This window comes from Myxococcales bacterium, from assembly GCA_016712525.1.
GTDB lineage: Bacteria > Myxococcota_A > Polyangia > Polyangiales > Polyangiaceae > JAAFHV01.
In genome coordinates, this window is the sequence record JADJQX010000006.1 from 463,269 (window position 1) to 475,638 (window position 12,370).

Consider the following 12,370-nt stretch of genomic DNA (forward strand, 5'->3'; position numbering starts at 1 on the left):
AGGGCGCTGCGTGCAGTAGGCTCGCAGGGGGAGGGTGACATGGGCGTGAGGCGCTTCGAGCTCGAGGGAGACGAGTACTTGGTCATCTCGGTGCCGAACGAGGCCGAGCCCGACCCTCGCCTGACCCCGGCGGAGCGCGACATCGTGCGCGACGTCGTGCGGGGGCTCTCCAACGAGGCGATCGGGGAGGCTCGTGCTGTCTCGAAGCACACGGTCGCGGCCCACCTCCGCTCGATCTACAAGAAGCTCGGGGTCGGCTCGCGTCGCGAGCTCGCGGCCGCGGTCGCCAAGGGAAGGGCGCTCACCTCGTAGGGGCTAGCTCTCTCGGAGTTCCGACCCAAGGCGCGCGGCAGCCGCTCGCGCTCAGGGTTTGGTCGTGCCCTTGGCGTTGCTCCGGAAGACCACGTTCGCGCCTTGTTTCACCGCCTGCCCGTGGGCGACGAGGCCGTAGCCGCCCGAGCCCTCGAGCAGGCACTCGGCGATCGTGAGGTCGGCACCGCCCGAGTCACCCGAGAGCACGACGTTGCCCGCGTCGTCGCTCTTGTCGGCGCCGCCACCGGCGATCTCGCAGTGCTCGAGCACGTTGCCTTTCTCGACGAGGGCGAGCCCGGCGTGCCGCGCGCTGCCGGAGGTGACCGGGCGGAAGCGGATCTTCTCGGTCGGCGTGCCACGCGCGACGAGCGCACCGTGGACGACGAGACCTGCGCCGTCCTCGAAGAGCACCGTGACCCCGGGCGAAAACGTCTGTTTGCCCACGAGCTGCACGGCGCGCCCGGCCGCGATGCGGTAGGGCACGTCGAGCTTCGCCCACGTCTGGTCGCCGCGCGGAGGGTCGTTCGTGAGCTCGACGCGGACCGACGCGCCCGCGCCGCCCTTGAAGGAGTTCTTCGCGAGCTTGCCGATGGCATCGGGGCTCACGAGCGCCGGGGTGTCTCCCTTGGATGCAAAGGAGGATCGCTCGACGGCCCGCAGCTTCCCGCCGTCGGTCACGGCGAGCGCGTGCGTGTCCGCGGCTTCGACGGTGGTGTCACGAACCGTCAGCGCGCCTTCGCCGGTCGCGAGGATGGCGCCCTTCCAGTCGACCCGCGCCGTCCCCGCGTCCTTGATGCGAACGAAGGTGAGCTCGTTCTGCGGAGCCGCCGTGAAGACGTGCACGCCGTGCCAGCGCGCGCCGCCTTCGCCGGTCATGGTGATGGGCGCCGCGGCCGTGCCTTTTGCTGCGAGCGAGCCTCCCTGCTCCACGACGAAGCCGGCGTTCGCTTGGAACACGAGCGCGGTACCGGAGCCGATCGTGAGGCTGGTATGCACCGGCACCATGCACGTGACCACGTAGTCGACCGCGCGCCCCTCTTCGTGCGAGAGCGCCGCGGGGATGGGCGCGTCGCAGCCGAGCTTCACGGGCTCGCCCTTCTTCGTCAGAGGTGCCCCCTGGAGCTTCTTGCAGCCGGAGAGGAGCGTGAGGACCGCGAGCGCGAGGGGCGCGAGAGGGAGCCGCGTGAGCATGAGCGCAAGGGTAGAGGCTCCGCGCGCGTGGAGTGTGAGCGTCGGCGTGTCGATTTTCGAAGTGCCCGAAATGACGGCAGAATCGTGAACGATGGGGCTTTCGTTTCCCGGCCGCACGTGCCGCGTCGTATGACACTGGAATGCACTCGACGCTCCGTACCGCCGCCATCGTGTCGCTGCTCGTGTCGGCGGGCTGCGCGAGGACGACCACCGCGACCGACGACGACCGGACGCGCGCTCACGCGCGCTGCGCGAAGGACCCAGAGTACCAGGCCGACGAGAGCGCGAAGGCCGAGAAGGCGTTCGCGGCTCACTGCGCGAAGAACGCGTGCGCCGGCAAGGAGTGGATCGCTGCGCTCTGCATCTATCGGAAGCCGAGCGGCGGGAGCCCCCTCGCCGAGATCGAGTCCACCATCGCCCGGGGGGACACGGAGAGCGAGGAGGCCGCGTGCCACACGGTGCGCGCGTCGGGCGCGGTGGCGAGCTTTTTCCCGCTCGACGTCTACTGCAAGGGTGGAAAGCGCTGCATGGCCTGCGGGACGAAGTAGCCGGGGCTCACCTTCGGCGGCGTCGCGCGGCGCTCGCGGCGACCGCTGCGGCGAGCACGAGCGGCGCGATTCGGCTCTCCCGCTCGGGGAACGACGAGGAGCACGCGTAGAAGCCGCGCGCCTCTTCGTCTCCCGCAGCGTCTCCCGGCGCGGCATCGGGGCGTGGGGCGGGCGTCGCGTCGAGAGGCTCCGACGAGGCATCCGACGAAGCGTCCGGGCCAGCGTCTCTCGGTCCCGCGTCGGGAGGATCGTCGGCGAAGAGGTAAGCGCTCGCGCTGTCGATGCTCTTGCCGCCTCCGACCACGAGGACCTGGTCGTTGGGGAGCAGGGCGTGGGCCCCGAAGTAGGTACGGTGGAGCGTGCCCACCTCGCGCGACGTACCCGTGCTTGGATCGAAGAGCTCGGCGGACGTGGCGCTGCCGAGTTGGTAGCCGAGGACGGCGCTGCCGGTCACGAGCACCTTCCCGCTCGGGAGCGACGTCGCCGAGTGGAGCCAGCGAGGTGTCGTGAGGCGCCCGCTGACGACGAAGCGGGTCGTCCCTGCGTCGAGCGCGAGCACGTCCGACGCGATTGACTCCCCTTGGGGGGCGAGCGCGCCGCCCACGAGGAGCACCTGTCCGTTTGCACCTGTCACCGCCACGTGACCGAAGCGGGGTGCCGGTAGCGGTGGGCCGTCGGACCACGTCTCGCTCGTCGGGTCGTAGATGGTGCTCGTGGCATAGAGCGACTGCGCCGACTCGAACACTCGCGCCCCCCCTCCCGTGACGAGCACCCTGCCATCGGACAGGAGGCTCGCTCCGTGTGCTGCTCGTGGCTCGGGGAGCGCTCGGGACATCCTGCATCCGAGCAGATCGGCCGTGCAGCGATCGACGTCGGTCACCGAGGCCCCGGCGGCGTCGTAGCGGAGCCCTCCCACCACGATCACCTCTCCAGTCCGGAGGCGCGTGACGGTGGGGCCGCTTCGCCCGATGGCTAGCGTCGTTCCGGCGCTCCAACGACCTGTCGTAGGATCGTACCTCTCGGTCGACGCGAGCACCGTGGGAGGGCCGAGCCCTAGCTCGCCACCGATGACCGCGACACTCCCTCCGACGAGATCGACGGCGGTCGCCGAGCGGCGGGGGATGCTCATGGGCTCGGTCGCCGCGAACGTCCCGCTCGCGGGGTCGTAGAGCTCGGCGCTCGCGGTGTCGCGGCGGGCCACGTCATCGTAGCCGCCGGCGACGAGGACGTGCCCGTTCGGGAGCCTCGTCGCCGTGTGTTGGGCGCGTGGCACAGCGAGGCTCCCCGTCCGTCCCCACAGAGGATCGAGCACCGCAGGGTAGGCGTCGTCCGAGAGGTCGAGCCCCAGCACGACGTCGCACGCGGCAGCGCCGGGCGCGACGAGCGGCTTCCCCCACGGGGGCCGGGGATCACGGCTCACCGCGCAGCCCTCGACGTCGACGCGTACGGTGTGCACCTCCCCGCGCCGGTCACGAGCCCACGGAGGGCTCATGCGCACGCGCGGTGTGCCCCTGGCGTCGAGGAGCTCGAGGGTCCCTGCGACGAGACGAAGACCCGCGACGCCTGCCGTCGAGAAGGTGAGGCGCAGCGCACGATCCCGCGGAGCGCGCGGCAGGCGAACCCAATCTTCCACGGTGTCGCCACGCGCTTCACGCTCGAGATCGAAGCCCTCCCCGAGCGCGTTCGGGTACACGAGCCGCTCGCCCACTTGCCTCGCGCTCGCCCCGAGCGCGCCTGTCCACGCGACGCGGACACGCATGGCGCCCGGGCGATTTCCCTCGATCTCGAGCGGAGCGTTGGCGCGCGCGGGGAGCGTCGGCCCCGGCCCGAAGGCGGCCTTCGCGGGCCCGGTCGTGCCGGCTTCGTCGCACGCGGCGGCGCCAAACGCGCCGAAAACCATAGCCACGACGGACACTTGCGCCATGGCTCGGGCGCTCTCTCGGGCGTGGGAGGGGCGGGGATCGGGCAAGAGTAGGCTCCGTTGCGGGGGCTCCTCACTATGTTACCCTCGATGGGGCATGCGAGAGGTCGCGAACGCCCACGAGGGAGTGGAGGGCGGGGCGCTCGACGCCGAGCTGCGGAGGCTCTGCGAGGCGGGCAAGCCCACCGATGCGGCTACGCTCGCGATCCGCAGGCTCGGGCCCGAGCTCCTGCGGTTCCTCACGCACGCCCTGCGCGACGAGACCCGCGCGGGCGACGCGTTCTCGCTGTTCGCCGAGGACGTGTGGCGCGGCCTCCCCGGGTTCCGGTGGGAGAGCTCGTTCCGAACCTGGGCGTACCTCTTGGCGCGGAGGGCGGCGGCGCGCCAAGCCCGCGGCGAGAAGGCCCGGGGCGTGAACGTGCCCCTCTCGGAGGCGGGGCCGCTCTCGCAGCTCGTGGCCGAGGTGCGCACGCACACCCAGAGCGTGATGCGGAACGAACGAAGGAGCGCCCTCGACCAGCTCCGCGACGAGCTCGACGTCGACGAGCGGATGCTCCTCGCCCTTCGGATCGAGCGTGAGCTCCCGTGGCCGGAGATCGCGCACGTGCTCGCCGAGGGGGAGGACGTCACCCTGGCCGCCGCCCGCCTCCGAAAGCGATTTCAGCTCCTCAAAGACCGCTTGAAGAAGCGTGGCCGCGAGCTCGGGCTCGTCCCTTCGGGCAGCGATGGCTGACTCGACCGAGAATACCCCCGACCTGGCCGTCTCCCTCGGGCGCTCGGGCTCGCTCGGCTCGTCGCCTTCCGACGTCTTCTTGCGCGAGCTTGCCGACACGGGCGGGGTGACGGGCGAAGCGCTCGTGCCGGGCGCCGTCCTCGACAGGTTCGTAGTACGACGCATGCTCGGGCGCGGCGGTATGGGCGTCGTGTACGAGGCCCGCGACGAGCGCCTCGGCCGCGACGTGGCCATCAAGCTGCTCGACGCGCGCCACGTCGATCGCCCCGAGCGTCGCAAGCGCTTCGCGAGGGAGGCGCGTGCCGCCGCCGCGGTCACGCACCCGAACGTCGCGCGGGTGCTCGAGGTGGGCGACGGCGACGCGGGCACCTACCTCGTGTTCGAGCTCGTCCCGGGGCCTACGCTCCGCGCCTTGCTCGCCGAAGGTCCGCTCCCGGTCGCGCGATGCGCGGAGATCGGCGCGGCGCTCGCGGGTGCGCTCGCGGCGGCGCACGAGGCGGGCGTCGTGCATCGGGATCTCAAGCCCGAGAACGTGATCGTCGAGGGCGGGGTGACCCCGAAAATCTTGGATTTTGGCCTCGCCAAGGTGAGCGTCCCCGAGGGCTCCGGCTCGGGCTCCGACGTGGTCACCGTCGAGGGCCACGTGCTCGGCAGCCCCGGGTACATGTCGCCCGAGCAGGCCCTCGGCAAGCCTTGTGGCCCGGCGAGTGACGTGTTTTCCCTCGGCGTCGTGCTCTTCGAGCTCGCGACGGGCAAGCGCCCCTTCTCGGGCACGACGGCCATGGAGGCCATCGTCTCGACCACCCGCGACGCCGCTCCCGACGCCTGCGCGCTTCGGCCCGAGGTGCCGCGCGCCTTCGCCGCTCTCGTCGCGTCGTGCCTCGCCAAAGAGCCCGCCGCGCGCCCCTCCGCCCGAGAGCTCGAGGCGCGCCTCTCCGCTCCGCTCGCGCGTGGTGCAGCCGAGGGCGAAGCGGAGCCTGCCGTCGCACGCGGCCCGACCGACGAGACGGACGGCGCCGAGACGAGCTTCCGCGTGGTCTCGCGCGAGACACCCTTCGAGGCGGCCGTGGCGACGGGAGCGCCGTCTCGCCCGGCCAAAGGGCCGCTCGTGGCTGCTTCGTTGCTCGCCATTGGGCTCGCGGCCGGTCTCTTCGTCTTCGCGAGTTCGGGGCCCTCGCCTGCGCACGAGCCCCCGCGCCCTTCTCCCGTCGCGGCCGCGCCGAATCCACCCGCTCCCAAGGACACCGCCGCGCCGAAGGTGGAGTCAGGCCCGAGCCCAGCACCCTCGAGCTCGCCTTCGAGCGCGCCCGCGATGGCGCCTTCGCAGGCGTCTCCCGTGAAGGCCACGAACGTGCATGCTGCACCTATCGCACGCCCGACGGGCAGCGCTCTCGCCTCGGCCCCTCCGCTGGCGCCCGTCCCCGCGCCCTCGGCAAAGCCCGCGCCCACCGCGACGCTCGCCGCGCCCTCGTTCTCCGAGCGTAAATGAGCGTCGTGCGTCGTTCGGCCCGAGTCGCATCCCGTGGGGTCGCAGGCGTGGCGCTCGTGTCCCTCGGCCTCGCGCGGGTCGCGCACGCCCAAGAGGCCCCCACGCCCGAGGCCCAAGCCATGGCCGCCGCGCTCTTCGATCAGGGCCGCGCGCTCATGGAGGAAGAGAAGTACGCCGAGGCCTGCCCGCGCCTCGCCGAGAGCCAGCGCCTCGACCCGGGGGGAGGCACGCTCCTGAACCTCGCCGAGTGTCGGAGACGCGAAGGCAAGACGGCGACGGCCCACGCGCTCTTCGCCGAGGCCCTCGCGGTGGCGCGGCGCGATCGTCGCGACGATCGCATCGAGGTCTGCAAGGCGGCGCTCGCCGAGCTCGCCCCCAAGCTCGCCAACGTGCGCCTCGTCGTTCCCGCGCGCGCCCGTGTGCCGGGGCTGGTCGTGCGGCTCGCCGGTGTGGCCGTGCCCGAGGTCGCGTTCGGCGCACCCCTGGCCGTCGATCCGGGCGACGTGCCGCTCGAGGTCTCGGCCCCGAAGTACGTCACGCAGGCGTTCGTCGCGCGTGTCACCGAAGCCGCCCACGTCGACGTCGACGTCCCCGTCCTCGCCCCTCGGCCCCCCGAACGCCTAGCGCCGCCCGCGCCGCCTCCCGCCCCGAGAGCCTCCGACGCCGAGCCCGTTCGGCCCTTTGCGCTCACCGCCATGGCACGTCTCGATGTCGACGGCGCGTTCCGAGGCGCGGTCGCGTACTTGGGTATCGGTGTGCGTCTCGCCGACGTGGCGGAGGTCTCGGTGGGGCCCCTCCTCGGCGCCACGAGCGGGTTCGAGCCAGGGCTCCGCGCGCTCCTCCCCACGGGCCGCGTGCGCCCCTACGCGACGCTCGGCGTCCCCGTGTTCGTGCGTGACGTACCACGTGCGGGCCTCCGCGCCGGCGCGGGGGTCGAGGTCGGTCTCGTGCCCCACCTGTCCCTCGCGGCCCAAGCGTCGTTCGTGGGCTTTCCGGAACCGGGAGCCTCGGAGGCCAAGGCGTTCGTGCCCGCGGTGGCGGCAGTCGGGGTGTTCTAGGAGAAGGGGGAGAGGGAGAACCCGACCCGCGGGACCCGACCGCGGGACCCGCGGGACCCGACCGCGGGACCCGCGGGACCCGACCCGACCGGCGGGATTCGACCCGGCGGGATCCGACCGACAGTGACGCCAAGTGCCTGGAAATAGGTAGCGGGCCGACCGACAGTGACGCTAAGTCCGGCGCGGGACCCGACCGACAGTGACGCCAAGTGCCTGGAAATAGGTAGCGGGCCGACCGACAGTGACGCTAAGTCCCGGAAAGTACGTGGGAGGTGGCCTGGGCCAGGCCAGAAAGTGGCCGGGCCAGATGCCCGTCTGAGATTCATTAATGATTTCATGGGGGTATCGTTGGCCCAGTGTGTGAATTAGGGCCGGCGATGTCCAACCCTCGTCGCATCGTCGCCGGCACCACGTACCTCGTCACCCGCCGGACGACTCGCCGTCACTTTCTCCTCAACCCGGATAGGAAGCGCGTCCTCTTCGCCGTCTACTGGTACGCCACTGCGCTCTTGGCCGCCGAGTTCGGCATCGAGATCCACGCGGTGCAGATCCTCTCGAACCATATGCACGAGGTGCTGACGGACACACGGGGGCAGCTGCCGACGTTCCTACAGCAAAGAAACCGACTGATGGCGAACGCCATCAAGGAGCTCCTCGCGTGGCCCGGAGAGGTGTTCTCGCGGGAAGGCGCGAGCGTGGTGGCGCTCTACGGAGACGACGCCGTGGTGCAGAAGATCGGGTACACGCTCGCGAACGCGGTGGAGGCGGGGCTCGTCGCGCGCCCCGAAGACTGGCCCGGCGTCACGCTCGCGGCGACCGACATCGGCACGCGCACCATCCGCGTCTCGCGGCCGAAGGTGTACTTCGACGCGGAGAACAAGCGGTGGCCCGAGGCGGCGGAGATCTCCATCACGGTGCCGCCGTCGCTCGAGGCGCACGCGGGGCACGAAGGTGCGCGCGCACGCATCGTCGCGGCTGTCGAGAGCGCGGTCGAGAAGGCGCGTGTCACGGCGCGGAGGGCAGGGAAGGTCGTGCGATCGGCCGAGTGGATTTTCGCGGTGCCGCACACGACGCGCGCGACGTCGTACGAGAAGGCAGGGGAGCGGAACCCGTCGTTCGCGGCGGGCGGGAACGTGGAGCTGGCGACGATGGCCGCGAGGGTTCGGGCTGCGTTTCTGGGAGCCTACCGGGAAGCGCTTCGGGCGTTCCACAGCGGCGTCCGGGATGTCTTCTTCCCCAACGGGACGTGGCGGTGGGCTAGAGACCTCGGCGTCAACGTAGTTTCAACCACTTAGCGCCACTGTCGGTCGGATCTCCCGCTGCCAACGTGCGCGGGCCCAGCCCTGAATCGTCGGGCGAAAAACCGCGTTCACGTCCCCCCGACCGCGCGCGCGCCGCCCGAAGGCAGCGTAAATCGCCACTCGTCCTCGAAGGGCCCCACGTAGCCCTCGGTGTCCGAGCCTCCCTCGTCCTCGACTTGGTGTTTGACGACGAGGTGCTCCGCGTCCACCACGATACGGAACTTGTCTCCGCCGCCGGCCCACCAGAACGACTCGGCGAAGAGCACGCCCTTCTCTTTCGAGGGGGCGACCGCGGCGGCGTCGACGGGGCGATCGCTCGTCTCTTCGAGGAGCTTGTGCTCGGTCGTCTTCTTCGACGCATCCGCGATCACGAGCACGAGCGTGTGCAGCTTGAAGTCTTCCGGTGCGCCCTGCGGCGCCGGCGCGACTCGCCACTTCAGCGAGACCGAGAGAGGCCCCGGGCGCTTCGAGAAATCGACCTCGTTCACCTTGTGCTTCGGGTCGTCGAAGCCGTCGGCCGAAGTGCGCATCTCCTCGCGGGAGATCTTCCACCCCGAGGGGAGCTTCGTGAGGACGAGCTGCTTTTTACCGTGATCGGCATAACCGCCTTGGCGAAAGCGCTGCACGAAGTCGACGACCACGTCGCCCCCTTTCACCGTGAACGTGGGCTTGTCGGCGACGACCGTCGGCTTGGCCTTGACCATGCGCTCTCGGTCCTTCTTCCAGGTCGCGAAGGTGTAGGTGGTCTCTCCACCTTTCGCGAGCCGCTTGATCCCGCGAAAGTGCACCTCGTCGTAGAGCGCCAGGTACCGCTCCAGGTCGCCCGAGGTCTGCGCTTGGGTCCACGCCTCGAGGAGGGCCTTGGCGGCCACGGTGGGGTCCTCGGCCGCGGCGCTCGCGCTCGCGCTCGGGAGGGGCGCGGTGGCCGCGGAGGCGCTCTCCGCGGGGGCTTTCTCCGTGGAGGACGATTTGCACGAAGGGACGACCGCGAGGAGAAACACCGCGAGGAGAGGAGATCGGCGCATCCTCCCATGGCTACCACGGCCCGTGCTCGGTGGGGCCCCGGAGGGCACGCTCGCTCGTAGCAGCCCCGCGCGCTAACCTCGGAATCATGACGGAAGAGGGGCGAAAGAAGCTCGCGGGGCTCGCGGCCAAGGTGCGAGAGACCACGGCGAGCACGGGCGTGCCCACCATGGAGGAGCGTGGCCTCGCGCTCGTCGAGGAGCTCGTCGCCATGCTCAGCGGGCCCGAGGGCATGCCGGGGCTGCGGCTTCATCGGGAGTCTCCGGCGAAGTTTCGTCTCGAGAGGCCGCCGCGCAACGCGGACATCTGGGTCGAGTGGCAGCGGCCCATCGCGGCGCTCGTGGTCGTCCACCAAAAGTTCGGCGGGCCGAAGGCCACGGTGCGCTACGTGTGGGATGCGCACCTCGGGTACTTCCGCTCGATGGAAGAGAACCGCGAAGTCTACGACGACCTCACGCGCATCCTCACCGACGTGCTCTATCCCGAGGCGCGATAGAGAATCCGTCCCGCTACCGCGCGGCGGTGCGAAGCGTCCACGCGACGGCGAGCTCGAGGGTCTCGTCGTCGGGGAGGGCGCGGGGATGGTCGACGCCGAGGAGCGTGCCGAGGGACACGTCGCCCTCGTCGTCCGATAGGGACAGATCAGGGAGCTGCGAGAGCCGCACGGTCGAGGTCGGTCCGTCGTCGAAGTCGGGCTCGAGCGTCTCGGTCGACGGAGCTTCGCGCGGTATCGAGGGCCTTAGCGCACCCATGCCGAGCAGGGTCTCGTCGTACGGCGCCTCCCCGCTCGAGAGATCCGGAAGCGGCCGGGCCGGGGTCGGGCTCGCTTGGGAGGGCGCGTGGCGTCGGGTCGAGGCGCCCGTCGCGCCTGGGAACGGCCGCGAGCCGCTCGGTTCGTCGTGATGCATTCGGGGACCTGCCTCACCCCCCGAGGATGAGCGCGCGCCGCATATCGACGGCGCACGGGTTGGGATGCAGGCACCGTGCCGCGCGTTCCGCGGTCTCCGAGGGGCGCCGACCGTGGCGGAAGTCCTCGAGGTTCTTCGGGGTTTTGGGGGCGCTTGCCGTTGTGACAGGGGCTGCCGTGCGGGCACGATCCGAGGGAGACCGGCCTCACGTGAGGCGGTCACGCCGCGACGCCGAAATCAAAGAGTTACGAGGACTTGGCGCGAACGTCGGTGGGTCCTGCGTCGCAGTTACGAGGACTTGGCGCGAACGTCGGTCGGTTTTCCAGGCGCGAACGTCGGTCGGTTTTCCACAGCCGCACAGGGCCGACAGGCCCACGCCACTCAATCCCGCTCGTACACCGACCAGTGGTCACCCCGGAACTTCAAATGAAACTGCCCCCGCTCCGGCCGGTACCCCGACCCGCGCACGAGCACGTAGTCGTAAAACGGAAAGAGCTCCCCCTGGACCGACTCCGGGATCCACTCCCACCGCGGCATCGGCGGCCTGCCAGGCGGCGGCATGAACCCGTCCTTGTACGAGAAGGGCCAGTGCTTGAAGTGCGCGTACGAGAACTGCACGAACCCCCCGCCCTTCGCCTGGTAGTACGAGACGTAGTGCAAAAACGGGCTGTTGTTCGTGATGAGCGACCCACGATCGAAGATGAGCCCCGCGACCCTCTTGCCGGGCTCCATCGTGGCGAGCGCCTCGTCGATCTCGCCCACCTCTCTCTGCTCGTAGCGAATGAACTTGGTCGCCGTGTTGAGCGTCGAGTGGATGCAAATGCTCACGAGCCCCACGGTCACGAGCGCGCCCCGCGCACCCCGAGGCATCCTGAGGAGCGGGATCGCGGCCATCATGCCCGGCACCGCGAAGCGCTTCGCCACGAGCCACACGTCGCCGAGCTGGTCACCCAAGAAGAAGTAGAAGAACCCGCACGCGAGCGGCAGCACCACGTACGCGCGGCTCGGCTTCCGTGAGGGATCGGGGTCGCCCTGCGAGAGCGCGAAGCCGAGCACCGCCACGAGCGCGAGCAAGAGCGCCACTCCCTCGTCCGAGTTGTCGCGGAACACGTTGAAGGTCCACCCCGGGATCTCGCCGAACGTCGACGCGAAATCGGGGTTCTTCAAGAAGAGCGTGGAGAGCCCCCCGGCCGACGATTTTCCCGCGCTCGCGAAGAGCGTCCACCACGCGGCGCCGACCACCGAGGGCACCACCGGCAGCGCCGCGCGGAGCCACGCCCGCGGCCTCGACCACGGAAAGAGCGCCGCGTACCCGATGCCGAAGAGCGCGAACGGGAAGACGTGCGTGTAAAAGAGCACGAACGACAAGAGCCCGAGCAGCGCGCCCGTGGCGATGCGCGGTCGCTCGATGTCGCGGAGGCCCACCGCGAGCCCCCAGAACATGAACGGAATGCCCAGGAGGTAGGGCAAGAAGCCCAGCGTGAACATCGAGTTCACGAGCATGGGCACCACGAAGAGGCAGAGCCTCTCGTCCTTCCCGAGGGCCTTCAAGAGGGCGCGCAGCGCGAGGGGCGTGCCTCCCAAGTAGATGCACGAAATCGCCGCGTGTGCGTACGGGACGCCGATGAGGTACGCGAGCGCCGACCCGAGCACGTACGTGAACACGTACTGCGTGCCGCCCAGGTTCGTCTTGTAGAAGTCGGCGAGGTGCAGGCTCGGATCGCCGAAGTCGTGGATGACCCGCAGCGTCGCCAAGTGAAACGGCGCGTCTTGGAGCGGCGGGTGTTTCACGATCCACGCCGGCACCGTCGCCAGCACGGCGAGCGCGAGGTACGGGATCGTCTGGGGCCGGATCCGGAAGGGGAGACGCATGCGCGGCGCGTAAC

Annotated in this window: 12 protein-coding genes; 7 read left to right on the plus strand and 5 right to left on the minus strand. The window is 70.5% G+C overall.

The window, feature by feature from the left end; genetic code table 11:
• The first annotated feature begins 39 nt into the window (after positions 1-39).
• On the plus strand, positions 40-312 hold the full coding sequence (locus tag IPK71_13870) for a helix-turn-helix transcriptional regulator (protein MBK8214822.1): 273 nt from the start codon (positions 40-42) through the stop codon (positions 310-312).
• A gap of 51 nt (positions 313-363) precedes the next feature.
• Here IPK71_13870 and IPK71_13875 read toward each other — a convergent pair whose 3' ends face one another.
• Positions 364-1,503, minus strand: a complete 1,140-nt coding sequence (locus tag IPK71_13875) for a hypothetical protein (protein ID MBK8214823.1) — start codon at positions 1,501-1,503, stop codon at positions 364-366.
• Positions 1,504-1,643: 140 nt separating this feature from the next.
• Here IPK71_13875 and IPK71_13880 point away from each other — a divergent pair, with 140 nt between their 5' ends.
• Positions 1,644-2,051, plus strand: a complete 408-nt coding sequence (locus IPK71_13880) for a hypothetical protein (GenBank protein MBK8214824.1) — start codon at positions 1,644-1,646, stop codon at positions 2,049-2,051.
• A gap of 7 nt (positions 2,052-2,058) precedes the next feature.
• Here IPK71_13880 and IPK71_13885 read toward each other — a convergent pair whose 3' ends face one another.
• Positions 2,059-3,957: a hypothetical protein gene (locus IPK71_13885; protein MBK8214825.1), complete on the minus strand. Its 1,899-nt coding sequence runs from the start codon at positions 3,955-3,957 to the stop codon at positions 2,059-2,061.
• 112 nt (positions 3,958-4,069) lie between these two features.
• Between IPK71_13885 and IPK71_13890 the strand changes: the two genes are divergently transcribed.
• The 4 genes from IPK71_13890 to IPK71_13905 all read left to right on the plus strand — a co-directional run bounded on the left by IPK71_13890 (position 4,070) and on the right by IPK71_13905 (position 8,547).
• Positions 4,070-4,705, plus strand: coding sequence for a sigma-70 family RNA polymerase sigma factor (locus tag IPK71_13890; protein ID MBK8214826.1), 636 nt, complete (start codon positions 4,070-4,072; stop codon positions 4,703-4,705).
• Positions 4,698-6,194 (plus strand): serine/threonine protein kinase, encoded by a 1,497-nt coding sequence (locus IPK71_13895; protein ID MBK8214827.1) that lies wholly within the window; start codon positions 4,698-4,700, stop codon positions 6,192-6,194. The genes IPK71_13890 and IPK71_13895 overlap by 8 nt, the downstream gene beginning before the upstream one ends.
• Before the next feature lie 47 nt (positions 6,195-6,241).
• On the plus strand, positions 6,242-7,252 hold the full coding sequence (locus IPK71_13900) for a tetratricopeptide repeat protein (GenBank protein MBK8214828.1): 1,011 nt from the start codon (positions 6,242-6,244) through the stop codon (positions 7,250-7,252).
• 377 nt (positions 7,253-7,629) lie between these two features.
• Entirely contained in the window at positions 7,630-8,547 is a 918-nt protein-coding gene (locus IPK71_13905; GenBank protein MBK8214829.1) for a transposase, read from the plus strand.
• A gap of 74 nt (positions 8,548-8,621) precedes the next feature.
• On the opposite strand, the gene IPK71_13910 is transcribed toward IPK71_13905, so the two are convergent.
• Positions 8,622-9,578 carry a hypothetical protein gene (locus IPK71_13910; protein MBK8214830.1) on the minus strand — a complete coding sequence of 319 codons (957 nt, stop codon included), beginning with the start codon at positions 9,576-9,578 and terminating at the stop codon, positions 8,622-8,624.
• A gap of 86 nt (positions 9,579-9,664) precedes the next feature.
• On the opposite strand from IPK71_13910, the gene IPK71_13915 reads away from it, so the two are divergent.
• Complete coding sequence (locus IPK71_13915; GenBank protein ID MBK8214831.1) at positions 9,665-10,072, plus strand: hypothetical protein; 408 nt, start codon at positions 9,665-9,667, stop codon at positions 10,070-10,072.
• A gap of 13 nt (positions 10,073-10,085) precedes the next feature.
• Here IPK71_13915 and IPK71_13920 read toward each other — a convergent pair whose 3' ends face one another.
• Positions 10,086-10,484, minus strand: coding sequence for a hypothetical protein (locus IPK71_13920; protein ID MBK8214832.1), 399 nt, complete (start codon positions 10,482-10,484; stop codon positions 10,086-10,088).
• Positions 10,485-10,865: 381 nt separating this feature from the next.
• Positions 10,866-12,356, minus strand: coding sequence for a hypothetical protein (locus tag IPK71_13925; protein ID MBK8214833.1), 1,491 nt, complete (start codon positions 12,354-12,356; stop codon positions 10,866-10,868).
• Positions 12,357-12,370 lie beyond the last annotated feature (14 nt).

What these genes read in the sequence shown, in the direction of transcription:
- IPK71_13875 (MBK8214823.1), bottom strand. Translation starts at nt 1,503, where the DNA reads ATGCTCACGCGGCTCCCTCTCGCGCCCCTCGCGCTCGCGGTCCTCACG.
- IPK71_13925 (MBK8214833.1), bottom strand. Translation starts at nt 12,356, where the DNA reads ATGCGTCTCCCCTTCCGGATCCGGCCCCAGACGATCCCGTACCTCGCG.
- IPK71_13870 (MBK8214822.1), top strand. Translation starts at nt 40, where the DNA reads ATGGGCGTGAGGCGCTTCGAGCTCGAGGGAGACGAGTACTTGGTCATC.
- IPK71_13905 (MBK8214829.1), top strand. Translation starts at nt 7,630, where the DNA reads ATGTCCAACCCTCGTCGCATCGTCGCCGGCACCACGTACCTCGTCACC.
- IPK71_13910 (MBK8214830.1), bottom strand. Translation starts at nt 9,578, where the DNA reads ATGCGCCGATCTCCTCTCCTCGCGGTGTTTCTCCTCGCGGTCGTCCCT.
- IPK71_13920 (MBK8214832.1), bottom strand. Translation starts at nt 10,484, where the DNA reads ATGCATCACGACGAACCGAGCGGCTCGCGGCCGTTCCCAGGCGCGACG.
- IPK71_13880 (MBK8214824.1), top strand. Translation starts at nt 1,644, where the DNA reads ATGCACTCGACGCTCCGTACCGCCGCCATCGTGTCGCTGCTCGTGTCG.
- IPK71_13895 (MBK8214827.1), top strand. Translation starts at nt 4,698, where the DNA reads ATGGCTGACTCGACCGAGAATACCCCCGACCTGGCCGTCTCCCTCGGG.
- IPK71_13915 (MBK8214831.1), top strand. Translation starts at nt 9,665, where the DNA reads ATGACGGAAGAGGGGCGAAAGAAGCTCGCGGGGCTCGCGGCCAAGGTG.
- IPK71_13890 (MBK8214826.1), top strand. Translation starts at nt 4,070, where the DNA reads ATGCGAGAGGTCGCGAACGCCCACGAGGGAGTGGAGGGCGGGGCGCTC.